Source organism: Streptomyces ziwulingensis, from assembly GCF_039542605.1.
Classification (GTDB): Bacteria; Actinomycetota; Actinomycetes; order Streptomycetales; family Streptomycetaceae; genus Streptomyces; species Streptomyces ziwulingensis.
This window is the reverse complement of sequence record NZ_BAABIG010000033.1, coordinates 224,354-249,850: the sequence shown is the minus strand read 5'-3', so window position 1 is coordinate 249,850 and position 25,497 is coordinate 224,354. Positions and strand designations below refer to the sequence as shown.

The following is a 25,497-nucleotide window of genomic DNA, read 5'->3' as shown; positions in this document are numbered from 1 at the left end:
CATGCTCAAGGCGATCGACCTGGACCGGCCCGGCGGCCACGCACACCTGCGCGCCGCACTGCACGACGGCTTCTTCCTCGTCCGCAACACCGTGCCGGAAAGCCTCCTGGACGAGGCGTACGGCTTCCTGCACGCTTTCTTCGCCCTGGACACCGACGCCAAGCACGCCTGCCGCGTCCCGGGCTCGAACGGCCAGTCCGGCTACACCCCGCCCCTGGTCGAACACGCCGAGAGGGGTGCCGTACCGGACTGGAAGGAACTCTTCCACTGGGGCGCCCCGCTGCCCGCCCACCACCCCCTGCGGCAGCGTTACCCCGCCCGCTACCCCGACCCCTACTTCCCCGACCACCTGGTGCCCGGCATCGGCTCCGCCCTGCGCGAGCTGCACACCCGGCTGCTCCGCTTCCAGCACGACGTGGTCCGCACCCTCGCCGAGGCGCTCGGCGCCCACCCCGACTACTTCACCGACCTGCTGGAGGACGGCCCGGTCGTGAACCGGGCCACCTGGTACCCGCCGATGGACCAGGCCCCCTCCGACCGCCATGTCTGGGCCGTCGAGCACCAGGACTTCGACCTGATCACCGCGTTGCCCCGGGCCACCTCGGCCGGCCTGGAGGTGCTGGTCGACGGGGAGTGGCGGTCCGTCGAGGCACCCCCCGGCCATGCCGTCGTCAACGTCGGCATGGTGCTGGACCGGCTCACCAACGGCACGGCCCGCGCGGCCGTCCACCGCGTGGTGGCCCGCCCCGGCCAGCACGAAGGCCGCCTGTCCATCGTCCAGTTCTGCCACCCGGCGCCCTGGACCACCCTCACGCCCCTGCGTGTCCCCGGCACCGAGGAGGGCCCCCAGCGCTTCGCCACCCTGACCGCCGACGAACTCTTCCAGCGCACCATGTACCGCATCCGCCGCCTGGAAGCCCCTCCGGCCCCGGCCCCGGCCCGATGAACAGCACGGAGACGGACCGGCCGGGTCATGACCGGCACCGGCGCCTCGGTCCTCGGACCGGTCGCGGTCGGCGACGGCCGCCGCGTCGCCGCGTCGCCGCCCACTCCCTCGTCCCGCGCGACCTCCCGGCCCCCTGAGGCCCCCCATCCCCATCCCCCTCGCCCAGCCCACCCCACCACCCGCCCTCCCCGCGACGGAGACCGAGACCGACATGCTCAGCAGACGCTCCCTGATCCGCACCACCGCCGCCACCGGCGCCGCGGCCGCCCTGACCGCCGGCACCGGCGGCCTCGTCCTCGCCGCCGCCCCGTCCGCCGCCGTCCCCTGGAGCACCCTGCGCGACCGCCTCACCGGCCGCCTGGTGCTGCCCGACGACTCCGGTTACGACACCGCCCGGCAGCTCCAGCTCGCCCAGTTCGACGCCGTGCACCCGCAGGCCGTCGCCTACTGCGCCACCGAGAGCGACGTCACCGCCTGCGTCCGCTTCGCCCAGGACCAGACCCTGGCCACCGCCGTCCGCAGCGGCGGCCACAGCGCCGCGGGCTACTCCACCACCCCCGGCCTCGTCATCGACGTCTCCCGGCTGGCCGCCGTCCGCGTCGACGGCGCCACCGTCCACCTCGGCCCCGGCGCCCAGGGTGTGGACGCCGTGAACGCCCTCGCCCCGTACGGCCTGCAGATCGCCGGCGGCACCTGTCCCACGGTCGCCATGGGCGGCTGGCTCCAGGGCGGCGGCTTCGGCTACACCTCCCGCAAGTACGGCATGGGCTCCGACCGCCTCGTCTCCGCCCGGATCGTCCTCGCCGACGGCCGTACCGTACGCGCGAGCGCCACCGAGCACCCCGACCTGTTCTGGGCGCTGCGCGGAGGCGGCGGCGGCAACTTCGGCATCGTCACCGACTACGAGGTCACCCCCGTACCGATCCCGTCGCTGACCCTCTTCAACCTGAACTTCCGCTTCACCGACGCCCACCGGCTGATCCTCGCCTGGCAGGACTGGGTGGCCGCCGCGCCCCGCGAACTCGCCTGCGAGCTGATGTTCCTGCACTCCACCGACGCCCCCGCCGGCACCGGGCCCACCGTCGTCCTCACCGGCGCCCACCACGGTCCGAAGGCCGACTGCGACCGCCTCCTGGACCTCCTCTCGACCGCCGTCGGCCACCCGGGCACCAGCCGCACCAGCAGCGAACTGCCCTACGCCGAGGCGATGATGCGGGTCTACGGCTGCGGCGACCGGTCCGTCGCCGAATGCCACCGGGTCGGCTTCACCCCCGAGGCCCGGTTGCCGCGCGACTCCCACACCACCCAGCGCAACCTGTACTTCTCCCGGCCCTGGACGCCCGCCGCCGCGCAGAGCGCCCTGGACGCCCTCACCGCCGACCCCCGCCCCGGCCAGTTCCGCTTCCTCGGACTGTTCCCCTACGGCGGCCGGATCAACGACATCGCCCCGGCGGCCACCGCCTTCGTCCACCGCGACGCGCTGTTCAACGCCGGCTACTCCGTCACCCTGCCCACCGCCGCCCCCGCGGGCGAGGCCCGCGACGCCGCCCGTGCCTGGGTCGACACCGCCCACACCACGATGGACGCCCACTCCAACCACGAGTCGTACCAGAACTACATGGACCCGGCCCTCACCGACTGGCGGCAGGCGTACTACGGCCGCAACCACCGCCGCCTGCGCGCGGTGAAGCGCGCCTACGACCCCGCCCGCTTCTTCCGCTTCGCCCAGTCCCTCGACTGAGACCCGCCCCGCCACCCCGCCCGCCCCGGACAACTCCCGAAGGACCCACCGTGACCCGCACCGGCGACCCGCTGCACGACGTCATCGTCCTAGGCTCCGGCCCGGCCGGCTACACCGCCGCCCTCTACACCGCCCGCGCCCAGCTCACCCCCCTCGTCTTCGCCGGCTCCCTCCTCGTCGGCGGCGCCCTGACCACCACCACCGAGGTGGAGAACTTCCCCGGCTTCCCCGCGGGCGTCCTGGGTCCCGACCTGATGGACCGCATGCGCGAACAGGCCGAACGCTTCGGCGCCGAGATCGTCGACGACGACATCACCGCCGTGGACCTGACCGGCGAGGTGAAGACCGTCACCGACAGCACCGGCGCCACACACCGCGCCCGCACCGTGATCGTCGCGACCGGCTCCCAGCACCGCAAGCTCCACCTGCCGGGCGAGGACGGACTCGGCGGGCGGGGGGTCTCCTCCTGCGCCACCTGCGACGGCTTCTTCTTCAAGGACCGTGACATCGCCGTCGTCGGCGGCGGCGACACCGCCATGGCGGAGGCCACCTTCCTCACCCGCTTCGCCCGGTCGGTGACGGTCGTGCACCGCCGCGGCACGCTGCGTGCCTCCAAGGTCATGCAGGAGCGCGCCGCCGCCGACCCGAAGATCACCTTCGCCTGGAACAGCGAGGTCGCCGAGATCCACGGCGACGGCCGCCTCACCGGCCTGACCCTCCGCTCCACCCTGACCGGCCAGGTGCGCCCGCTGCCGGTCACCGGCCTGTTCGTCGCCATCGGCCACGATCCGCGCACCGAACTCGTCAAGGGCCAGCTCGACCTGGACGACGCGGGTTACATCAAGGTCGACGCCCCCACCACCCGTACCAGCCTCCCCGGCGTCTTCGCCGCGGGCGACGCCGTCGACCACGCCTACCGCCAGGCCGTCACCGCCGCCGGCACCGGCTGCGCCGCCGCCCTCGACGCCGAACGCCACCTGGCGGCCTCCGCCGCCTGAACCCGCCCGCCGGGGTCAGCCGGCGGCCAGGCGGATGCGGGTGACGCGGTCCTCCCCGGCCGGGCCGGAGGCCGACTTGTCCAGTACGTAGGCGACGGCGCCGCCGGTCATGTGCACATGGTTGGGGAGCGCCGCGGTGCCGATGGTCTCCACGACGGTCCCCGCCCGCGGGTCCACGACGGACACGGTGCCGGCCAGCCGGTTGACGGCCAGGACCCGGCCCGACCGCTCCTCGGTCGCCAGGGACTTGGTGCCCTCGCCGGTCGGTACGGACCGCCTGACGACACCCTTGCGCAAGTCCACCACCGACACGGTGCCCGCGCCCTGGTCGGCGGTGTAGGCGGTGCGGCCGTCGGGGGAGAGCGAGACCGAGAGCGGCCCGTCGCCGGTGGGCAGCAGCCGGGGCCGGTCGGAGCCGGGGCGGACCTGGAGGACGCGGTCGTGGGTGAAGTCGGCCGCGTACACGGTCCCGGTCCGCTCGTCCAGCGCCAGGCCCGTCGGCCCGGCGCCCTCGACGGTGACGCGTCTGACCTCACGGTGGGTGCGGCTGTCGAAGGCGACGACGGACCCGGAGCCGAAGGCCGTCGCCCACACCAGGTCCCGCCTCTCGTCCACCACCACCTCGCGGGCGTGCGCCACCCCGGGCACGGTGGCGAGGTGCCTTCCGGTGCGCTGGCTGTACACGGCGACACTGTCGTCAAGGGTGTTGGTGACCCACACGGTGTTGTGCTCGTCGTCGACGTCGATGCCGTACACCGCCTCGACGCTGCCGTCGCCCGGGTCGACGGGGGCCTCGTACGCGGCCTCCACCGCCAGCGTCCGCGGGTCCAGCCGGACCAGCCGCGAACCGGTGACCGGCGCCGGGGGCCGGCCGACCGAAGCGGTCGCCCACAGCGCGTCGTTGCGCTCCGAGTAGGCGGACTGGTACAGCCCCTGGACGAGCAGCGCGGAGGTGACGGTGGAGCCGCGCCCGGGGCCGGCCTCGGCGGTCGCGGCCCGCGTGAGGCTGAGGGCGCCGACCGCCGCGAGGGCCGCGGCACAGGCGACGGCACGGTGGACACGAGGGTGGTGCGAAGGCATGGGGCGCGTCTCCCTGAAGGGCGTCGGGCGTAGGGACCAGGGCGGGCCGAAGCCGGCACCCAAGCAAAATTCAGGTAGCAAAATTTAGGTAAGGCTAAGCTAATGTAATGCCCATGGGCGGGGCAACCGCCACCACACCTTGCGCCGCGTCGCCCCGCACGGCCCGAGGTTGAACCGCGCTCCGCCGGGAACCGGGTGCGTGGGCGAGAAGAGGAGAGCGGCTGTGAGGTCCGAGGACGAGCACGAGGACAAGACCGTGGCCGGGGGCCGGGGGACCGACGAGGGGACCGGGGGCGGGGCGCAACCGCAACTGCTCGACGGGCTGCGCGTGGACGAGCAGCGCCCCGAGCGGCCGATCCTGCTCAACGCCGACGGCAGTCCGGTCGACACCTGGCGGGAGAACCACCCCTACGACCGCAAACTGCGCCGCGGCGAGTACGAGAAGCAGAAGCGCATCCTGCAGATCGAACTGCTGAAGATGCAGCGCTGGGTGAAGGAGACCGGGCAGCGGGTGGTCGTCGTCTGCGAGGGCCGGGACGCGGCCGGCAAGGGCGGGACCATACAGCGGTTCATCGAGCGCCTCAACCCCCGCGGCGCGCGGGTGGTGGCGCTGGAGAAGCCCAGCGAACGCGAGTCCGGGCAGTGGTACTTCCAGCGCTACGTCTCCCACCTCCCCGGCCGCGGGGAGATAGTCTTCTTCGACCGCTCCTGGTACAACCGCGCGGGTGTCGAGCGCGTGATGAACTTCTGCACGGACGCCGAGTACCGGCACTTCCTGGAGCAGACACCGATGTTCGAGCGACTCCTCACCGACGACGGCATCCTGCTGGTGAAGTTCTGGTTCTCCGTCTCCCGCGCGGAACAGCGGACCCGGTTCGCGATCCGCCAGGTCGACCCCGTGCGCCGCTGGAAGCTCTCACCGACCGACCTCGCCTCCCTCGACCTGTGGGACGACTACACCGCCGCGAAGGTCGACATGTTCCGGGCCACCGACACCGTGCACGCGCCCTGGACGGTGGTGAAGAACAACGACAAGCGGCGGGGCCGGCTGGAGGCCATGCGCAGCCTGCTGGACCGCTGCGACTACCCGACGAAGGACGACGCGGTCGTCGGGAAGCCCGATCCGCTGATCGTGGGCGCCGCCGACACCCTGCTGGAGCCCGGCGAGGAACAGACGGCGCTCTCCCCGACCCCCCTCGCCGCCGGCGGCCGGGGCCCGGGCCTGCACCCGGAGGACGACGGCTGACCGCCGGCGGCACGGCCGGCGGGCACCGCCTCGGGGTGACGCGGAGCGGGCCGGCCGGAGGCCCAGGCCGGTTCACGGATCACGGACCGGCCCGGCCGGCCTGGGCCTCCGCGCGCTCCTCAGCCGCCGAGGCCGAAGAACCGGGCCGCGTAATACGGCCCGCAGAGCGAGTCGTGCCCCTGGCCGGCCGTGCCGCACTTGTCGATGCCGGTGCCCGGGTCCACGGGTGCCTCGTGACCCATGGAGTTGATCAGGTAGGTCTCGACCTGCCCGCTTCCGTACACCTGCTTGGTGACGCCGAGGGCCGGACGCGAGGTGGCGGCCGGGGTCTGCGGGAGCCCGAGGACGTCCGTCCAGCCGTCGCGCTGCTTCTCCAGCGAGTTCTTGTTGATCAGCAGGTCGGAGCCGCCGTGCCAGATCTGCACCCGCGGCCGCGCACCCGTCCAGCCCGGGTTCGCGCCGCGCAGCTTGTCGCCCCACTGCCGCGGGGTGAGCGAGTTGATCCGGCCCGGGCAGGGCGCGAGCAGGCCGGTGTCGAAGTAGTCGTCCTCGGTGTCGGCGCAGCCGTACGCCATGCCGAAGAAGACCGCGCCCGCCTTGAACACGTCCGGGTAGGCCGCGAGCATCACGTTGGTCGCCGCGCCCCCGCCGGAGTAGCCGGCCGCGTAGACCCGGTCGGCGTCGGCACCGTACCGCTCCTTCATGTGGTCGACCATCTGCACCACGGAGCGGGCCTCGCCCTGGCCGGCCCGGGTGCGGTCGGCCGGGTTCCACGCGCTGAAGCACTTGTGCGGTACGAGGCCGCCGGAGCCGACGTTCTCCTCCTTCTGCTCCGGGAAGACGATCGTGAAGCCGTAGGCGTCGGCGTACTTGCGCCAGCCGGTGTCGACGTCCAGGTTCTGCGCGGAGCCGCCACAGCCGTGGAAGAGGACCACGACCGGGGCGCCGGAGGCCGCCCCTTGCGGCACGTAGGCGAACATCTTCAGGTTGCCCGGGTTGCCGCCGAAGTCCTGGACCTCGTGGAAGCCGGTCTGCGCCCGCGCCGGGACGGCCGCGACGAGTGCCGCGGCCAGCACGGCGACGACCGCCGCCAGGACGGTGGTGATCCGGAGTGCTCTGGAGCGGGATTCCGCGCCCGCCACGCTGAGGAAGACCATGCCTCGCACAATGGGCGGCCCGCCCCGCCGGGGGACCGGCAAGATGACCGGCGGGACGTACCGGGGCCCGGGCCGGTCATTCCACGCCGCCCCCGCCCGTGCGCACCAGGTGCGTCGCGTCGCTGCTCCAGTCGCCGCCCGCCGGCTCCGCGGCCAGGCCGTACGCGGTGAGCACCGCCGCCGAGTGGACCTGGCCGGTGCGGGTGTCGCGGTAGCGGGCGCCCGGGGTCAGGCCGCGCAACCGGACCGGCAGCGGCGGCCCGTCGCCCCGCGGACCGCGCCGCCACGCCAGGACCAGCGCCTCGGAACCGTCCTCGGCGGCGTACTGGACGACGCGGGCCCCCGCGTCGTCCGGGCCGGACAGCCGGTACTGGGCGCCGTGCTGGACGAGGTGGCGCACCTCCTTGTACGCGGCGACCAGCGCGGCGCCCTCGGCCAGCTCCGCCTCGGACCACCGGGCCAGATCGCCGCCGATCCCGAGCAGACCGGCCATCGCGACGTGGAACCGGTAACGCAGCGGCACCGTGCGGCCGGTGAGCTGGTTGGGCACGTCGGTCACCCACGCGGACATCACCCGCGCCGGATGGAGCTGGCTGAACCCGTGCTGGATGACCAGCCGGTCGGCGGCGTCGGTGTTGTCCGACGTCCACGCCTGGTCGGTACGGGCGAGGATGCCCAGGTCGACGCGGCCGCCGCCGCCGCTGCACGTCTCGATCCGCAGCGCGGGATGCGCGGCGCGCAGCCTGTCCAGGACGCCGTAGAGGTTCGCCACGTAACCCGTCCACAGGCGGTCGTCGCCGTCGGGGACGTCCGGCCAGCCCGCCTCGCTGAAGGCGCGGTTCATGTCCCACTTGAGGAAGTCGACCCCGTGGTCGGCGACGAGCCGGGTCAGCCAGTCGTGGGCCCAGTCGGCGACGTCGTCGCGGGCGAAGTTGAGGACGAGCTGGTTGCGCAGCTCGCTGCGGGCGCGGCCGGGGGTGTGCAGCACCCAGTCGGGGTGCGCGCGGTACAGGTCGCTGTCCGGATTGACCATCTCCGGCTCCACCCAGAGCCCGAAGCGCATGCCCAGCCCGTGCACGGTCTCGGCGAGCGGGCCGAGGCCGCGGGGGAAGCGGTCGCGCGAGGGTGTCCAGTCGCCGAGTCCGGCACGGTCGCTGCGCCGGGACCCGAACCAGCCGTCGTCGACGACGTACAGTTCCACGCCGAGCGCGGCGGCCCGCTCGGCGAGCGCCTTCTGACCCGCCTCGTCGACGTCGAAGCCGGTGGCCTCCCAGGAGTTGTAGAGCACCGGCGCGGTCTCCCCGGCGTGCGGCAGGACATGGTCGCGGGTGTACGCGTGCCAGGCCCGGCTGGCCGCGCCGAACCCGCCTTGCGAGAACAGCCCCGCGAAGAGGGGGGTGGCGAACTCCGCGCCCGGGGCCAGCGGCACCCAGGTGCCCTCGTGGCCGACGCCGCCGGTCACCCCCGCCCGTCCGTCGGAGGTGCGCTGCGCGGTCAGGCGCCAACTGCCGCTCCAGGCCAGCGCGGCGCTCCACACCCGGCCGCGGTCCTCGTCCGCGTCGCCCGCGTCGAGCATGACCCAGGGCGCGGCGTGGTGGCCGGTGATGCCGCGCCGGCTGGTCAGCACGGTCTCGCCGTGCGGGAGCGGTTCGCGGCGCAGCCGGCTCTCCGCGGCCCACTGCCCGGTCAGGTGGCTGATCCGGTAGCCGGGCAGCGCGGGCAGCGACCAGGCGGCGGAGTCGGCCCGGAGCAGGCGCAGGTGCTGACCGCCCGCGTTGCGCAGCACGGTACGGCGCTCGATGACGTCGGTGTCCTCGCGCACCCGGTAGTGCAGGGCGACGTGCAGCGGGTAGAGCCGGTCCCGGAAGTCGAGGACCAACTCGGCGCTCCCGGGGGAGTCCCGCAGCACCCGGTGGCCGGCCGGCTGCCACTCGAAGCCGCGCGAACCGTCCGCATAGCGCACCTGGAGGGAGGGCGGTCCGAACCGGGTGCCGCCGTCGACCGGCAGCTCCTCGCCGACCGGGGGCCGGCCCTCGAAGCTGTTCCCCGCCGCCGCCACCGGGACCACCAGGCCGGCGGCCTCCTCCAGGGTCAGCCGGGGCCCCCACCCGACGTGCCAGGGCGCGCCGGTCTCGTCCACGCGCAGCGCGTACGAGGTGCGGGGGGTCGACAGGAGCCAGAGCCCGGTGTCGGGGGCATGGGAGATCATCGGCATCGGGCCTCACGTTTCGCGGGACGACGAGACGGCGGAAGGAAGAGCCGCAGGCGGCAGTGGTCCCAGTGGCCGGAGTCCGGCCTTCGATCACATGACCGCACGGCGCCTGCGCACGTCATTGTGGGAGTCGAGTAGTCCTCATAGTCAACTCCCTTGCGATTCTTGTTTCTTTCATTGACAGCGGAAAATAACGCACCTAGGTTCCCGGCCATGTCCCCGCCCTCCCGTGCCGAGACGTTCCCGGCCCACACCCCGGCCGTCTCGCAGATCTTCACCACCGTCCTGTCCCAGGGCCCCCTCACCCGTCTGGAGCTATCCCGGCGCACCGGCCTGTCCCCGGCCGCCGTCACCAAGGCGGTACGGCCGCTCATCGAGGCCGGCTACCTGGTGGAGGACGTGGCCGAGGACGCCCCGCCCGCCCTCGGCCGGCCCGCCACCCTGGTCCGGGTCGACGGCGGACGGGCGCTGTTCATCGGCATCAAGGTCACCGGCGACGAGATCATCGGCGTCCTCACCGACCTGCGCTGCCGCATCCTCGTCGTCCGGCACCTGCCGCTGCCCGGCCGTACCCCGCAGCAGGTGCTCGCGGCCACCACCGGCCTGGTGGGCGAACTGCTCACCGAGGCCGACGGCATGGACGTGACGGTCATGGGCCTCGGTGTCGCCGTCTCCGGTGACGTGGACCGCGCCGAGGGGGCGGTGCGCTACTCGCCGTTCCTGGAGTGGCGCGACGTTCCGCTCGCCGAACTGGCCGCCATGGCCACGGGGCTGCCGGTCACCGTCGACAACGACGTCCGGGCGCTGACCGTCGCCGAGCAGTGGTTCGGCGCGGGGGTCGGCCTCTCCGACTTCGCCGTGGTGACGGTGGGCGCCGGCATCGGCTGCGGTCTGGTCGTGCACGGCCGGGTGGTCGCCGGGGCGCACGGTGTCGCGGGGGAGATCGGACACGTCACCGTCGACCCGGCCGGCCCCCTGTGCCACTGCGGCAACCGGGGCTGCGTGGAGGCGATCGCGGGCGACGCCGCCCTGGTCCGCGAGGTGCGCGCCGCCACCGGCACCGAGGTCGCCGACGCCGCCGAGGTCCTCGAACTGGCCCACCGGGGCGTCGCCGCCGCCCGCGAGGCGTACGCGCGGGCCGGTGACGCGATCGGCCGGGGCATCGCCACCGTAGCCAATCTGCTCGGCCCCGAACGCGTGATCATCTCCGGCGAGGGGCTGGCCGCCTACGACCTGTTCGCCGAGCAGATCCGCGCCGCCTTCCACGCCGCCGCCTTCGGCTCCGCCGCCGAATGCGACCTGCGCACCCGTCCGCTGCCCTTCGACGAGTGGGCGCGCGGCGCCGCGGCCACCGCCATCCAGTCCTTCATCGGATCCGAACCAGTACGCGCGAGGAGCACCCCATGACGCAAGCGAGCCGCACCACGCCGGCCGCTCCCGGCCCCGGACGGCGCTCGGTCGCCGGCGGACTGCTCGGCCTCGGGGCCGCGGTCCTCGCCACGCCCCTGCTCACCGCCTGCGGCGGGGGAGCGGGCACCGACCCCAGGACGGTCACCTTCGGCTCCAACGGCGCCGACGCCACCCCCAAGTCCGCCTACGCCGCCCTCACCAAGGCGTTCACCGCGGACTCCGGGCTGAAGGTGAAGACGAACACCGTCGACCACGACACCTTCCAGAAGAGCATCACCAGCTACCTCCAGGGCACCCCGGACGACGTCTTCACCTGGTTCGCCGGCTACCGCATGGAGTACTTCGCGAGGAAACGGCTGTGCAGCCCCCTCGACGAGGTCTGGGACACCATCGGCGACGGCTTCAGCGACGCCGCCAGGCAGCTTTCGCGCGGCGCGGACGGCAAGTACTACTTCGTGCCGCTGTACAACTACCCGTGGGCGGTCTTCTACCGCAAGAGCCTGTTCGCCGAGCGCGGCTACGAGACACCCGCCACCTGGGACGAGTTCCTCGCCCTCGCCAAGCGGATGAGCAGGGACGGCCTGTCCCCGGTCGCCTCCGGATACGGCGGCGGCGACGCCTGGTCCGTTCTCGGCGCCTTCGACTACCTCGACCTGCGGGCCAACGGCTACGACTTCCACCTGTCGCTGCTGCGCGGCGAGACCTCCTGGACCGACCGGCGCGCCGTCCGCGTCCTCGACCTGTGGCGCGAGCTGACCCCCTACTACCAGAAGAGCGGCGGCGGCCGGTCCTGGCAGGACGCCGCGCAGTCGCTGCTGGACAAGAAGTCCGGCATGGCGGTCATCGGCCTCTTCCTCGGCCAGCAGATCACCGACGACGAGATCCGCGCCGACCTCGACTTCTTCCCCTTCCCCGAGGTCGACGCCGCCCACGGGCAGGACGCCGTGGAGGCACCCACCGACGGCTTCATGCTCAGCCGCCGGCCCAGGAACGAGGCCGGCGCGAGGAAGTTCCTGGAGTACCTCGGCGGCGCGGGCGCGGAGGAGACGTACATGGGTGTCGACCCGAGCAACCTCGCCGTCCACGAGCGGGCGGACACCGCCCCGTACAACGCGCTGCAGCGGAAGTCGGCCGAACTCATCGCCGGCGCCAAGCACATCAGCCAGTTCGCGGACCGCGACAGCGACCCCGGCTTCATCTCCACCGTGGTCCTGCCCGGACTGACCGAGTGGCTCGGCCACCCCGACGACGGCACCGGCACGCTGAAGAAGATCGAGTCCCAGCGCTCGCGCTTCTTCACGGCCTGAAGCGGGCCCGCCCCGATGCCCGCCGCGACCCGTTCGCCCGCCCGCCGCACCCTCGGCGACCGCCTCTTCCTGACGGCCCTCATCGGCCTGCCCCTGCTCGCGCTGCTGCTCTTCGTCCTGCTGCCCGCGCTCGCCTCGGTCGCCCTGTCCTTCACCACCTGGGACGGCATCGACCTGGCCGGCATCGACTGGACGGGCGTCGAGAACTACACCCAGATCCTCACCAACTACCCGCCCTTCTGGCCGGCGGTCGCCCACAACGTCCTCTGGCTGCTCTTCACGGCCCTGCTGCCCACGCCCTTCGGGGTCTTCCTCGCCTACCAGCTCGACAAGAAGATCCGCTTCACCCGCTTCTACCAGACCGCGATCTTCCTGCCCATGGTGCTCTCGCTGGCCGTCGTCGGCTTCATCTGGGAGATCATCTACGATCCCGACACCGGACTGCTCGACAGCGTGCTGGCCGCGGCCGGCACCGGCGCACACCCCGACTGGCTCGGCGACCCCGACCTCAACCTGTGGGCGGTGCTCGTCGCCTCCGCCTGGCGGCACACCGGCTACATCATGATCCTCTACCTGGCCGGTCTGAAGAGCTTCGACCCCGCGCTGAAGGAGGCCGCCGCCCTCGACGGGGCCAACGGCCGCCAGACCTTCTTCCGGGTCGTCCTCCCGGCGCTGAAACCGGTCAACGTCATCATCGTCGTGGTCACCGTGATGGAGTCGCTGCGCGCCTTCGACATCGTCTACGTCCTCGGCGGCGGCACCGGCAGCAAACCCGGCATGGAACTGCTCTCCCTGCTCATCACCGACAACATCATCGGCGAGTCCGGCCACATCGGATACGGCTCCGCCCTCGCGGTCCTCCTCCTGCTGGTCTCCCTCGCCGCGATCGGCGCCTTCCTGGCACAGACCTTCCGCAGGCAGGACACATGACGACGACGGCACCCCGCCCCGCCGACCGCCACCGGCCCGCCGCCCGGCCCGCCCCGGCCCCCGCCCCCCGCCGCGACACCGGCCGCCACCTGCTGCTCGCCACGGTCTCCGTACTCTGGCTCGTCCCGCTGCTCTGGGCGGTGTACACCTCGCTCAGGCCGTACGAGGACACCGCCCGCCACGGCTACCTCTCCTGGCCGCGCGGGCTGAGCCTCGGCAACTACACCGACGCCTGGACCCGGTCCGGGATGCCGCACTTCTTCTGGAACTCCGTCCTCATCACCGTACCGGCCGTCCTCGGCACCCTGCTCCTCTCCGCCGCGGTCGCCTTCTACGTCACCCGCTTCGACTCCCGCCTCAACCTCGCCCTGCTGATGCTGTTCACCGCGGCCAACCTGCTCCCGGCCCAGGTCATCATCACCCCCCTGTACCGGCTCTACCTGCTCGTCCCGCTGCCGCCCCGGCTGAGCGACTCGCTGCTGCTGTACAACTCCGCCTGGGGCATCATCGCCATCCACATCGCCTACCAGTGCGGCTTCTGCGCCTTCGTCCTCAGCAACTACATGAAGACGATCCCCAAGGAGATCACCGAGGCCGCCCTGGTCGACGGCGCCCCCGTGTGGCGGCAGTTCTTCCAGATCGTCCTGCCGCTGTGCCGCCCCGCCTTCGCCGCCCTCGCCACGCTCGAATCGATCTGGATCTACAACGACTTCTTCTGGCCCCTCACCCTCATCGAGACCGGCGACAAGCGCCCCGTCACCTCCGCGCTCGCCAATCTCCAGGGCCAGTACTTCACCGACCCCAACCTCATCGCGGCCGGCGCCCTGATGACCGCGATCCCCACCCTGCTCGTCTACTTCGCGCTCCAGCGCCAGTTCGTCAGCGGACTCACCCTCGGCTCCGGCAAGGGCTGAGCCGACCCGGACCCGCCCACGCCGCACCCCACCCCCCTCCAGGAGGCACGACCCATGAGGTCACCCTCGTACTCCGCCCTGCCCGCACGCACCGCGAGAGCCGTCGCCGGCCTGCTCCTCACCGCGGGCCTCGCCACCGCCGCCCCCGCCGCGCACGCGGACACCCCCGCCGAACCGGCCACCGCCACCGCCGCCCCGGCCGCCAAGCCCTACCTGGGCTGGTCGAGCTGGAGCATGCAGTCCTCCAAGTACCCCGGCCTCAACCCGGACGGCGACTACAGCTACCTCACCGAGGCCAACGTCCTGAAGCAGACCGACGCGCTCGCCGCCAAGCTGAAGAAGTACGGCTACGAGTACGTCAACATCGACGCCGGCTGGTGGCGCGACCAGGCATGGAAGCCGAACTTCGACCGCTACGCCCGCCAGAAGGCCGACCCGGAGCGCTTCCCCCGGGGCATGAAGGCCGTCGCCGACGCCATCCACGCCAAGGGCCTCAAGGCGGGCATCTACCTCCCCGTCGGCCTGGAGAAGGAGGCCTACCACGACGGCGAGTCGCCGATCTGGAACGCCGAGGGCTGCACCACCGCCGACCTCGTCTACGACGACCTGCGCACCACCAACGGCTGGGACAGCGCCTACAAAATCGACTTCTCCGACCCCTGCGCGCAGAAGTACATCGACTCCCAGGCCCAGCTCTTCGCCGACTGGGGCTACGACTTCCTCAAACTCGACGGCGTCGGCCCCGGCTCCTTCAAGAGCGGCGACAACTACGACAACGTCGCGGACGTGGCCGCCTGGCAGCGGGCCATCGCCACCGCGGGACGCCCCGTCCACCTGGAACTCTCCTGGTCCCTCGACATCGCACACGCGGCCGACTGGAAGAAGCACTCCCAGGGCTGGCGCGTCGACACCGACGTCGAATGCTACTGCAACACCCTCGTGAGCTGGGAGAACTCGGTCGACGACCGGTGGGACGACATCCCCGCCTGGACCCGGCACGCCGGCCCCGGCGGCTGGAACGACCTCGACGCCCTCGACGTCGGCAACGGCGAGATGGACGGCCTCACCAAGGCCGAGCGGCAGAGCTACGCCACCCTGTGGGCGATCGCCAAGTCACCGCTGTACACCGGCGACGACCTCACCCGCCTCGACTCCTACGGCCTCTCCCTGCTGACCAACCGCGAGGTCCTCGCAGTCGACCAGGGCGACACGCCGCCCGCACGGCCCGTCACCCCGTCCGACCCCCAGCAGGTGTGGGCCGCGAAGAACCCCGACGGCACCTACACCGTCGCCCTGTTCAACCTCGCCGACGCGCCCGCCGCCGTGACCGCCGACTGGTCGGCCGTCGGCTTCACCGGCCGAGCCGCCGTCCGGGACCTGTGGAACCACGAGAACCTCGGCACCCACCGGAACAGGATCACCCAGGCGCTCCCCGCCCACGGCTCCCGCCTGTTCACCGTCACCCCGCGCGGCGCCGCGGCACCCGTCCTCACCCCCCACGAGGCCGAGGACGCGAAGAACACCCTCGCCGGCAACGCCTCCGTCGGCGACTGCGCCGCCTGCTCCGACGGCAGGAAGGTCGGCAACCTCTACCTCGGCGGCAAGCTCACCCTCCGGGACGTCGTCGTCCGCGAGGCGGGCACCTACCAGGTGCGGGTGACCTACCTCAGCGGTGACCCCCGTTCGGCCTCGGTCTCGGCCAACGGCGGCGGCGCGAAGACGCACAGGTTCGCCGCCACCGGCGACTGGGGGACCACCGCCACCGTCAGCGTGCCGGTCACCCTCAAGGCGGGCGCCAACACCCTCACCTTCGACAGCGGCACCGGCTACGCGCCGGACATCGACCGGATCGACGTACCCCAGTCGTCCTGAACCGCCCCGGGGCCCGGCCCACCCCGCCGGGCCCCCTCCCGAGCCCAGGAGCCGCCATGCACACCCCCGCGTCCGCACCCGAGCCCAGCAGAAGAACCCTCCTCTCACTGGCCGCGGCCGCAGGGCTGACCGGAGCCCTCGGCGCCCTGCCCGCGTTCACCGCCTCCGCCGCCCCCGCCCGCCCCGCCGAAACGCCGGCCGCGCGCGACGACGCCCGGCACGTCCTGTGGTGGCAGGCACCCGCCGACGCGCACTCGATGATCGAACAGGGGCTGCCGGTCGGCAACGGCCGCCTCGGCGCCCTCGCGAGCAACGACCCCGGCCGCGAACTGCTCCTCATCACCGACGCCACGATGTGGACCGGCGGCCTCAACGACACCCTCGACGCCGACGGCCAGTTCCCCTACGGCCGCGACGACTTCGGCTCCCTCACCCTGCTGGCCCGGCTCACCGTCGACCTCCCCGACCACGACCTGGGCGCCGTCTCCGGCTACCGCCGCACCCTCGACCTCGCCCAGGGCCTGGTCACCGCCTCCTACGTCCGCTCCGGCGTCACCTACCGCCGCGAGATCTTCGCCAGCCGCCCCGACGACGTCCTCGTCGTCCACTTCACCCAGAGCGGCGGCGGCACCCACACCGGCACCCTCACCCTCGAAGGCACCCACGGCGAGGACCCGGCGGTGTCCTTCGGCGCCGCCTTCCCCAACGGGCTGCGCTACGGGGCCGCCGTCACCGCGTACGGCAGCGGCGGCCGGGTGCGCGCACACCCGGACCGGATCGACTTCTCCGGCTGCCGCGAACTCACCGTGCTGGTCAGCGGCGGCACGAACTACGCGCCCGACGCCGGAGCCCACTTCCGCGACATTTCCCTCGACCCGGCCGCCCTGGCCCGCACCAAGGTCCGCCGCGCCACCGCCCCTTCCGCTGCCGTGCTCCGCCGCACCCACGTCGCCGACCACCGCGCCCTGTACGACCGCTTCGCCCTGGACCTCGGCACCTCGACCGAGGAGCAGCGCGCCCTGGACACCTGGGAACGCGTCGGCCACCGCCACCTCAGCGGCGACCCGGACCCCGAACTCGAAGCGGCCTACGTCCACTTCGGCCGCTACCTGATGATCGCCGGATCACGCGGCAGCCTCCCCATGGGGCTCCAGGGTCTGTGGCTGGACGGCAACGACCCGGACTGGATGGGCGACTACCACACCGACATCAACATCCAGATGAACTACTGGATGGCCGACCGCACCGGACTCTCCCCCTGCTTCGACGCACTCACCGACTACTGCGTCGCCCAGCTCTCCTCCTGGACCGACCTCACCCGCCGGCTCTTCGACGACCCCCGCAACCGCTACCGCAACACCTCCGGTGAGAACGCCGGCTGGACCGTCGCCATCTCCACCAACCCGTACGGCGGCGGCGGCTGGTGGTGGCACCCGGCGGGCAACGCCTGGCTCTGCAACACCCTATTCGAGCACTACGAGTACACCCTCTCGCGCAGCCACCTCGAACGCATCTTCCCGCTGCTGAAGGGGGCCTGCGAGTTCTGGGAGGCGCGGCTGCTGACCACCACCCTGCCCGGCACCGGCCGGGAGGTCCTGATCGCCGACAGCGACTGGTCACCCGAACACGGACCGCTCGACGCCAAGGGCATCACCTACGCCCAGGAACTGGTGTGGACCCTGTTCGGCAACTACCGCGACGCCTCGGCCGTCCTCGAGAAGGACACCCGCCACGCGGCCCGGGTCGCCGCCCTGCGTGAGCGGCTCCACCTGCCCGAGGTCAGCCCGGAGACCGGCTGGCTCCAGGAGTGGATGTCCCCGGAGAACCTCGGCGAGACCACCCACCGCCACCTCTCGCCGCTCGTCGGCCTCTTCCCCGGCGACCGCATCCGCCCCGACGGCTCCACCCCCCGGGACCTCGTCGAGGGCGCCACCGCCCTGCTCACCGCCCGCGGCACCGACAGCTTCGGCTGGGCCAACGCCTGGCGCGCCCTGTGCTGGGCCCGCCTGAAGAACGCCGACAAGGCGTACCGCCTCTTCGTCAACAACCTGCGCCCCTCCAGCGGCGGCGGCAACGGCACCGCCTTCAACCTCTTCGACATCTACGAGGTCGAGAAGGGGCGGGGCATCTTCCAGATCGACGCCAACTTCGGCACCCCGGCCGCCGTCAGCGAGATGCTCCTGTACTCCCGCCCCGGCCACCTCGAACTGCTGCCCGCCCTGCCCGACGCGTGGGCGGCCGGCGGCTCGGTCACCGGCGTCGCGGCCCGCGGCGGCTTCACCGTCGACCTGCGCTGGGCGGACGGCCGTCCGGCCTCGGTCCGGCTGCACAGCACCGGGGGCCGCGGCACGACGGTCGCCTTCGACGGAGTGAGCCGCGCCGTCTCCCTGAAGCCGGGGGAGTCCGTCACGCTGAAGGGATTCGCCCGATGAGAGCCGCGCTCACCCGCGCCGCCGGCCCGGCCGCCGTCCTCCTGACGGCCGCCGCGCTCCAGGCCGCGCCCGCGCACGCCGGCACCGCCCGGCACGAGGTCGTCACCTGGGCGGCCGGCGCCGACCGCGTCGGCGACGGCGTGCCGGGCCGCGCCTACCGGCTCGTCGTGCGCACCAGCGTCGGCGGCACCGACGCGCGCGTCCGCCTGTCCAACGTCTTCGGCGACCGCCCGCTGACCCTCGACAGCGTCCGGGCCGGCCTCCGGGCCTCCGGCGCCGCGCTCAAGCCCGGCAGCAACCGGCCGCTGACCTTCGGCGGTGCCCGCACCGTCACCGTTCCCGCCGGACGGACCGTCCTCAGCGACCCGCTGCCCGGCGCGCTGCCCGCCGCCACCGACCTGGTCGTCAGCCTGCACAGCCCCGACGCGGCCGGCCCCGCCACCGGACACGGCATGGCCATGCAGACCTCGTACACCGCCGAGGGCGACCACACCGGCGAGGAGGGCGCCGGCAACTGGACGTCCACCACGGGTTCGTGGTTCTACCTGGACGCCGTCTCGGTGCGGACCGACGCGCGGGCCGGGGCCGTGGTGGCGCTCGGCGACTCCCTCACCGACGGCTGGCAGTCCAGCACCGACCTCGACCGCCGCTGGCCGGACTACCTGGCCCGCCGGCTGCGGCAGGCGGGCACCGCCGTCCAGGGCGTCGCCAACGAGGGCATCTCCGGCAACAAGGTCCTGGCCGACGGCGCCGGGCCGAGCGCCCTGAACCGGCTCGACCGCGACGTCCTCTCCCACCCCGGGGTGCGCACCGTGTTCGTCTTCGAGGGCGTCAACGACATCAAGGCGCACACCGGGGTCACGGCCGCCGACCTGATCGCCGGCTACCGGGAGATCGCCGACCGGGCGCACGCGGCCGGCAAGTGCGTGGTCGGCGCGACCGTCGGCCCCTTCAAGGGCTGGCCCGAGTGGGACCCGGCGGCCGAAACCGTACGACAGGAGGTCAACGCCTTCATCAGGGACGGCGGCGCGTTCGACGCCGTCACCGACTTCGACCGCGTCCTGCGCAGCCCCTACGACCCCGAACGCCTCCTGCCCTTCCTCGACAACGGCGACCACGTGCACCTCAACGACAAGGGCATGCAGGCGCTGGCCGACGCGGTGGACCTCACCGCGCTGGACTGCGCCCACCGCACCTGAGCGGCTCTCACACCACGTCCAGGAAGGCGGCGACCAGCCCGGCGAACTCCTGCGGCGCGGCCAGCCGGATGCCGAGGGCCTCGGTTCGGTCATGGCCAGCCCGGCCGCCGCCAGGCGGTCGATCTGCCCGGCGAGCCGGGCGAGTTCGGTGACCACGACCGGCGCCTTCTCCGCGCCGATCCCCTCCACCTGCCGCCTCGCCTCCGCGTGCGCCGCGCGGATCGCGTCCACGGCGTTGCGCGGGTTGGCGAACGGGGTGCCGCCGTGCTCGGCCCGGGCCCGGTTGGCGTACTCGAACTGGTCGGTGGTCATGAGCACTTCGCCGCGTACCTCGAGCGTCACCGGCTCGGTGAGTGCCGCGGGCAGGCCGTCATCGTGCCGATCGCGTGCGGGACGTCCTCTCCCGCCAGGCCGTCCCCACGGGTGATCAGCCGGGTGAGACGGCCCCGCTCGTAGCGGGCGGCGATCGCCAGTCCGTCGAGCTTGGGCCGAACGCTCCAGCGGGACACCTCACCGCCGGTGCGGCGGGCGAGCGACGCCGCCCACGCGGTGAACTCCTTGTCGGAGAACACGTTGTCCAGGCTGAGCATCGCCACCGTGTGCGGCACCTCGCCCGGTACCGCGCCGCCCGCGACCTTCCCGGTCGGGGAGCCCGCCAGCACCTGGCCGGGACGGCCGGTCTCGTAGGCGGCGATCGCCCGCGCCGGACGGTCGTAGGCGTCGTCGTCCAGCGGCGAGGTGCCGCCCTCGTAGTGGGCGGCCGCCGCGGTGGTGGCCTGCTCGACCGCCGCCGCGTAGGCGGCGGCGTCCGGCAACCGGTCCGCGGCGACGGCGGAAGCAGCGGGAGCGGCGGGAACGGCAGAGAGCGTGGTCATGCCGTTCGTCCTGCCGCCCACCACTGACAATGCCCCGGTCCCCGGCCGGGGACCGGACGTTCAGCAGGTCAGAACGGCAGCCGACCGCGCGCCCGACGCCCGGCGGAACCGCTGCGGCCGACCGCGCGCGAGCTGGAGCTGAACGGCTTGCTCAGCAGCTTTCCGAGCGGTCCGGGCGCCTTGGACCCGGCCCGGGAACCGGCGCCGAGCCCGCGCTGGGCACCGTTCTGCGGATGCCGGGACAACCGCGGCAGGAAGAAGGCCAGTACGGCCAGGACGACACAGGCCCCGATGACTACGGCGATGACCATCAAGAACTCCCAGGAATCGGCGGCGTGTTGTTTGCCTCTCCGCACCGCTTGCCCCGTTCCCACCCGCTCACGCCGCCCGACCCGGGCAACGGAGAGGACCCCGGTTTCCGCGCCGTCGCAATGCCCGCTCATGTACGCACTGTCCAGCCTTTTGTCAGATTTTCACTCCATCGGGGGCGGTCGTGCCAACCGGCGACGGGCACGGCCGCGGGCGCAGTAGCTTGCCCACTCGTCCACTCCGACCGACGACCAGGGGAACCACGTGCCGGGCGTCAGCCTTCCGGAACACCGCTACAGCCGCACCGAGGCCACCCGCCTGCTGTGTGCCGGGGTCTACCTGGACGCCGGATTCCGGCGGCGGGTCATCGAGGAACTCGTCGACCACCGCGAACGCCCCGTCGCCCCGCCCAACGGCGTCGACGTCCTGCCGGTCCTCTCGCACGCCCTGCGCGCCGTCGGCCAGGAGGTCCGCACCGCCCGGCTGCTGCTCGCCGTCTGGGCCGGCTTCCTCCTCTCCGACGTGCTCATGTGCTGGGACAGCCTCTCCGACCGCTGGGGCGTGGACGCCGACGTGGGCTCCGCGGACGTCCTCACCGCCCTCCTCCAGGGCGACGACCGCCTCACCGGCGGGATGCCGCTGCCCTGGTCCCTGCTGTACGCCCTCGTCGCGCTCGGACTCTGGCTGGCCCACCGGGCCGGCGGCAAGGGCGCCGTCGCGCGGGCCGCGGGACTGCCCGACCCGGTGGCCAAGGCCGCCGACGGCGCCGGTTCCCTGCTGACCTGGGCGGCCACCGGCTTCGCGCTCTTCTACTGGTACTGGTACCTCTCCTGCCTGCTCGCCGGCGAGGCCCAGACGCCCTACCCGGCACTCTTCCCGCTGGCCCTCACCCTGGTCGCCTGGGCGCACCAGAGCGCGCAGCGCCGGTCGCTGTGCCGCTGGCTGTCCCGGTGGACCTTCGCCGACGCCCGCCAGCCCGACCTGCCCGGCGGCCCGCTCTTCGAGGACCTGCGCGACGACATCCGCCGCGAGCAGGAGGCCTTCCTCACCCTGTACGACGACGACAGCCCGTTCGTCGGACTCGGGGACCGCGGCACCCCCTGGTCGTTCGCGATGGAACTGCGGGAACGGCCGCGGCCGGACGGCGCCCTGCCGCACCAGAACACCGGCCCGCTCACCGCACACGCCGCGCTCGCCATGATCGAACCCCAGCTCACCGGGTTGCGCGAGTCCGCCGCGCGCACCGGCAAGGACCGCCTGCGCGACCTGGAGATCGACCGGATCGTCTACCTTCCCGGCGGGGTCGCGCGCGACGAGGAACTGGAGATCGGCGGCGCCGCCGCCCCCGTCACCCGGTCCACCGGCCACCGCGGCGGCCTGCCCGTCCACGACCCCGCGCAGGTCGCCGCGCACCTCCGCGAGGCGGTGGACGAGGGCGGCGAGGGCCGCCGCGTCTTCCTGCGCGTGCGCGTCGGCGCCTGGCACGAGCAGATCGTCGTCACCGTCCTGGTCCGCGTGCACACCCAGGGCCGCATGCTGGTCCTGGAGGTGGAGCCGTACGTCCTCGGGCCCGTCCGCAAGGACTTCCGCGCCGTCGACACCTTCGTGGACCGGCTGCCCGAGACCTGGCCGCGCGCCGCGCTGCGGGCCCTGCGGCACGCGCCGGCGGTCGGCGTCGGCACCGGGATCGCGGCCCTCGGCACCCTGCGCGGCACCCGCTTCACCGGCTGGTCCGACCGCGAACCGATACCCGACGTGCCCCGTGCCTCGCTGCGCGCACTGGCCGCCACCAGGCAGCTCACGGTCTTCCAGCGGATGGACGCCACCCGCTATGTGAAGACCGTCCAGGAACGCATCGTGGGCGGCGTCCGCGAAGCCCTCAAGGCGCACGGCTACCGCACCGAGGAGTTCGAGCAGCACGTCTACCAGCTCAGCGGCGGCAGCGTCTTCATCGGCGCCATGTCCGGCGGCGCGGTCGCCACGGGCAGCAACGGCCGGGCGACCCACACCCACCAGGGCACGGCCCCGGGCAACGCCGCCGCGCCTCAGGGCGGCGCGTAGGCGCCACGCCGCGGCACAGCGGGACAGCGGGACAGCGGGACATCACGGAACAAGGAACAGAAGGGCAGACCTCATGACGGACGACAACCGGCCGGCAGCTCCCGGCCAGGTGAGCCCGGTGACGGGTACCTCGGGAAGCGTCAGCATCGGCTCCATGAGCGGAGGGTCCGTCGCCACCGGCGACCGGTCCTCGGCGACGTCGTACAACGTCACCGGCGCCGCTCCCGACCCGCGCCACGCGGAACTCCTCGACGCCGTCCGGAGCCTGCGCCGAGCGCTGCCGGACCCGCCCGGCCGCAGCGCCGAGGACAGCGCACTCGACCTCGAACTCGCCGAGGCCGAGGCGGAGATCACCCAGACCGGCTCCGCCGCCGCCGGCCGCCTCAGCAGGCTGCTGGGCGGCGTCCGCGGCTGGCTGGGCGGCCAGGGCGCCGCCGTGGGCGCGGTCGCCTCGGCCACCGCCGTCGTCCAGGGCATCGCCCAGCTCATGACCTGAAGGGACGGGACCCCGCGATGACGAGCACGGCGACGCGGCACGGAGGACGGCCGCGATGAGAGGTTTCGAGACCGAACGGCAGGAGTGGGCCGGATCACGCCGCGAGCGCCTCTTCGACACCGAGCAGTACCTCGACCTGCGCCGCCAGCGCGCCGTCCTGACCCGCACGGCGATCGCCCTCGCCGTCGGCGGGGTCTGCTTCGGCGTCTGGGCACTCGGCTGGAAGGACGAGCCCGAGCCCTACCGCCCGCCCGCCCGGCAGGCACCCGCCGGCCCGCAGGCGTCCGCGGGCGACGGCGCGCCGGGCGAGGAGACCGCACCGGACGCGGGCGAGGGGACATCGGGCCTGCCCGCCGACTTCGAGGTCCACGACGACCAGGAGGGCTTCCGCACCGCCCTGCCCGCCGGCTGGCGGCGCGAGAGCCAGTCCTCGCAGTACGGCATCGACGTCGTCGACTTCCGCTCCGCCGACGGCACCCACCGGCTCCAGGTCTTCCAGCTCATGGAGGACTCCCCGTACGCGTCGGTCGCGGACGCCGCCCGGGCCGGCCGCGAACTCGACGGGTACCAGGAGATCCACCTCGAGTACGTCGCGGACCCCTCGGGCGGCGAGGCCGCCGAGCACGAGTACACGGCGGCCGAACTGACCGGTGAAGCCGCCACCGGCTCCGGGTACCACGTCGTCGACCGCCGCTTCGAGGCCACCGACGGCGAGCGGTACGCGCTGATCGCCTACGGTCCGACCGCGGACGGCACCGAGGACGAACGCGAACTCCTCGACACCGCCCGCGCCTGGTTCTGCCCGCCCGGCGCCGAATGCCCCTCGCCGGACGGCGCCACTCCGTAGCCGCCCGCCGCTCCCGCCCGCGCCGCACCGGCCCGGATCCCGGACCCCGCACGGTGTGAGCATTCTGTGTGTATCCGGCGAACAGGTGATCGACGGAGCCGGGTAAACTTCCGGTGGCCGCTCTCCGGCGGCCGGGCGGGCATCGCGACACAGGGGCGGGAAGGCGGGAGCATGGTGACGGCATCACAGCCATGGGCTGTCGGCCTGCCCTCACCGGCTGAGACGGGCGACCCGGCCTGGCAGGTGTGGGAACCCTCGGTGCTGCTGGTCGAGGACGATCCCGGCGACGCCCTGCTGGTCGAGGAGATGGTCGACGACAGCGCGCTGAAGATGCGCCTGCGCTGGGTCCGGTCGATGGCCGAGGCGCGCGAGGTGCTCGCCGCGGAGACACCGGACTGCGTCCTGCTGGACCTGAACCTGCCGGACACCCACGGGCTGGAGGCCGTCTCGGGCATCAAGGCCCGCGCCGACCAGGTGGCCATCGTCGTCCTGACCGGCCTCGCGGAAGAGGAGACCGGCCTCGCGGCGGTGGCGGCCGGCGCCCAGGACTACCTCGTCAAGGGCCGCGTCGAGCCGGAACTGTTCGGGCGGGCCGTGCGCTACGCGATCCAGCGCAAGCAGGCCGAACAGGCGGCGGTGGCCCTCCAGGCCAGCTTGATGCAGGCCCAGGAGAACGCCCGGCTGGAACGCGGCCTGCTGCCCCGGCCCCTGCTGACCGACGCCACGGTCGACGTCGTGACCCGCTACCGGCCCGGCCGCGCCCAGGCGCTGCTCGGCGGCGACTTCTACGACATCGTGCAGGGCACCGACGGCACCGTGCACGCCCTGATAGGGGACGTCTCCGGGCACGGCCCCGACGAGGCGGCGCTCGGTGTCGCGCTGCGCATCGCCTGGCGCACGCTCGTGCTCAGCGGTGTCACCGGCGCCGAGCAGGTGCGCCGGCTGGAGGAGATCCTGGTGGCCGAGCGGGCCGGATCGCACGTCTTCGCCACCCTGACGAGCCTCACCGCCGAGCCCGGGGCGCCGCACGTGCGGATGACCCGGGCCGGCCACCCGGGGCTGCTGCTGCGCACCGAGGACGGCGGCGTGGAGTGGGTGGAGGTCGAGGGCGGCCCGGCGCTGGGCGTGGTGCCCGGCGGAGCCGACTGGCCGGTACGGGACCTGGCCCTGCCCGCCGGCGCGGCGCTGGTCCTGTTCACCGACGGCCTCTTCGAGGGGTACATCGGCCGCGGCCGGGAGCGTCTGGGCGAGGAAGGGCTGCTGCGCCTCGCGCGCGAGGTGGCCGCGCTGCCTCCGGAGGGCTTCGTCGACGGGCTGATCGAACAGGCCGAGGAACTCGCCGAGAGCCAGGGCGGCCTCGACGACGACGTGGCCGTACTGCACTTGCGCTGGAACTGAGACAGGCGAACGAGAACGGTGTCGGAGAAGAGCACAGTGGGCGAGAACACAGGCGGACAGTGGGTCG

General features: G+C 73.3%; 19 protein-coding genes and 1 pseudogene. 15 read left to right on the top strand and 5 right to left on the bottom strand.

What is annotated here, in order from left to right; all coding sequences use genetic code 11:
• Position 1: 1 nt before the first annotated feature.
• The 3 genes from ABEB00_RS18400 (at position 2) to trxB (ending at position 3,685) form a co-directional block, all read left to right on the top strand.
• Positions 2-946 (top strand): isopenicillin N synthase family dioxygenase, encoded by a 945-nt coding sequence (locus ABEB00_RS18400; RefSeq protein ID WP_345620870.1) that lies wholly within the window; start codon positions 2-4, stop codon positions 944-946.
• 211 nt (positions 947-1,157) lie between these two features.
• Positions 1,158-2,687 carry an FAD-binding oxidoreductase gene (locus ABEB00_RS18395; RefSeq protein WP_345620869.1) on the top strand — a complete coding sequence of 510 codons (1,530 nt, stop codon included), beginning with the start codon at positions 1,158-1,160 and terminating at the stop codon, positions 2,685-2,687.
• Positions 2,688-2,737: 50 nt separating this feature from the next.
• Entirely contained in the window at positions 2,738-3,685 is a 948-nt protein-coding gene (gene trxB / locus ABEB00_RS18390) for a thioredoxin-disulfide reductase (protein WP_345620868.1), read from the top strand.
• Positions 3,686-3,700: 15 nt separating this feature from the next.
• Here trxB and ABEB00_RS18385 read toward each other — a convergent pair whose 3' ends face one another.
• Entirely contained in the window at positions 3,701-4,765 is a 1,065-nt protein-coding gene (locus tag ABEB00_RS18385) for a YncE family protein (protein WP_345620867.1), read from the bottom strand.
• Positions 4,766-5,021: 256 nt separating this feature from the next.
• On the opposite strand from ABEB00_RS18385, the gene ppk2 reads away from it, so the two are divergent.
• Entirely contained in the window at positions 5,022-6,011 is a 990-nt protein-coding gene (gene ppk2, locus ABEB00_RS18380; RefSeq protein WP_345620918.1) for a polyphosphate kinase 2, read from the top strand.
• A 119-nt stretch (positions 6,012-6,130) separates the two neighbouring features.
• Here the strand turns inward: ppk2 and ABEB00_RS18375 are convergent, their stop codons facing one another.
• A complete protein-coding gene (locus tag ABEB00_RS18375) occupies positions 6,131-7,168 on the bottom strand; it encodes an extracellular catalytic domain type 1 short-chain-length polyhydroxyalkanoate depolymerase (protein WP_345620865.1) in 1,038 nt (345 codons plus the stop codon).
• Positions 7,169-7,244: 76 nt separating this feature from the next.
• A complete protein-coding gene (locus tag ABEB00_RS18370; RefSeq protein ID WP_345620864.1) occupies positions 7,245-9,383 on the bottom strand; it encodes an alpha-galactosidase in 2,139 nt (712 codons plus the stop codon).
• Between the two features lie 210 nt (positions 9,384-9,593).
• On the opposite strand from ABEB00_RS18370, the gene ABEB00_RS18365 reads away from it, so the two are divergent.
• Genes ABEB00_RS18365 through ABEB00_RS18335 form a run of 7 tightly spaced genes read left to right on the top strand, consistent with a single transcriptional unit; the run spans position 9,594 to position 19,444 of the window.
• The gene (locus ABEB00_RS18365) at positions 9,594-10,787 is read left to right on the top strand and encodes an ROK family protein (protein ID WP_345620863.1); all 1,194 of its coding nucleotides are present in this window, start codon (positions 9,594-9,596) and stop codon (positions 10,785-10,787) included.
• Positions 10,784-12,097, top strand: a complete 1,314-nt coding sequence (locus ABEB00_RS18360) for an ABC transporter substrate-binding protein (protein WP_345620862.1) — start codon at positions 10,784-10,786, stop codon at positions 12,095-12,097. The genes ABEB00_RS18365 and ABEB00_RS18360 overlap by 4 nt, the downstream gene beginning before the upstream one ends.
• Before the next feature lie 15 nt (positions 12,098-12,112).
• Positions 12,113-13,027, top strand: coding sequence for a carbohydrate ABC transporter permease (locus tag ABEB00_RS18355; RefSeq protein WP_345620861.1), 915 nt, complete (start codon positions 12,113-12,115; stop codon positions 13,025-13,027).
• A complete protein-coding gene (locus ABEB00_RS18350; protein WP_345620860.1) occupies positions 13,024-13,941 on the top strand; it encodes a carbohydrate ABC transporter permease in 918 nt (305 codons plus the stop codon). Before ABEB00_RS18355 ends, ABEB00_RS18350 begins: the two co-directional genes overlap by 4 nt.
• Positions 13,942-13,995: 54 nt before the next feature.
• A complete protein-coding gene (locus tag ABEB00_RS18345) occupies positions 13,996-15,813 on the top strand; it encodes an alpha-galactosidase D (RefSeq protein WP_345620859.1) in 1,818 nt (605 codons plus the stop codon).
• 56 nt (positions 15,814-15,869) lie between these two features.
• Complete coding sequence (locus ABEB00_RS18340; protein WP_345620858.1) at positions 15,870-18,245, top strand: glycosyl hydrolase family 95 catalytic domain-containing protein; 2,376 nt, start codon at positions 15,870-15,872, stop codon at positions 18,243-18,245.
• Complete coding sequence (locus ABEB00_RS18335) at positions 18,242-19,444, top strand: SGNH/GDSL hydrolase family protein (protein WP_345620857.1); 1,203 nt, start codon at positions 18,242-18,244, stop codon at positions 19,442-19,444. The genes ABEB00_RS18340 and ABEB00_RS18335 overlap by 4 nt, the downstream gene beginning before the upstream one ends.
• 213 nt (positions 19,445-19,657) lie before the next feature.
• On the opposite strand, the pseudogene ABEB00_RS18330 reads toward ABEB00_RS18335, so the two are convergent.
• Positions 19,658-20,319, bottom strand: a pseudogene (locus tag ABEB00_RS18330) (NAD-dependent DNA ligase LigA); the annotation flags it as partial.
• Positions 20,320-20,387: 68 nt separating this feature from the next.
• Positions 20,388-20,630 (bottom strand): DUF6411 family protein, encoded by a 243-nt coding sequence (locus ABEB00_RS18325; RefSeq protein ID WP_345620856.1) that lies wholly within the window; start codon positions 20,628-20,630, stop codon positions 20,388-20,390.
• 262 nt (positions 20,631-20,892) lie between these two features.
• Between ABEB00_RS18325 and ABEB00_RS18320 the strand changes: the two genes are divergently transcribed.
• From ABEB00_RS18320 to ABEB00_RS18305, 4 genes are all read left to right on the top strand, one after another.
• Entirely contained in the window at positions 20,893-22,689 is a 1,797-nt protein-coding gene (locus tag ABEB00_RS18320; RefSeq protein WP_345620855.1) for a hypothetical protein, read from the top strand.
• 154 nt (positions 22,690-22,843) lie between these two features.
• The gene (locus ABEB00_RS18315) at positions 22,844-23,185 is read left to right on the top strand and encodes a hypothetical protein (protein WP_345620854.1); all 342 of its coding nucleotides are present in this window, start codon (positions 22,844-22,846) and stop codon (positions 23,183-23,185) included.
• 55 nt (positions 23,186-23,240) lie between these two features.
• Complete coding sequence (locus tag ABEB00_RS18310) at positions 23,241-24,032, top strand: hypothetical protein (protein WP_345620853.1); 792 nt, start codon at positions 23,241-23,243, stop codon at positions 24,030-24,032.
• Positions 24,033-24,203: 171 nt separating this feature from the next.
• Entirely contained in the window at positions 24,204-25,430 is a 1,227-nt protein-coding gene (locus ABEB00_RS18305; RefSeq protein ID WP_345620852.1) for a PP2C family protein-serine/threonine phosphatase, read from the top strand.
• The last annotated feature ends 67 nt before the right edge of the window (positions 25,431-25,497 follow it).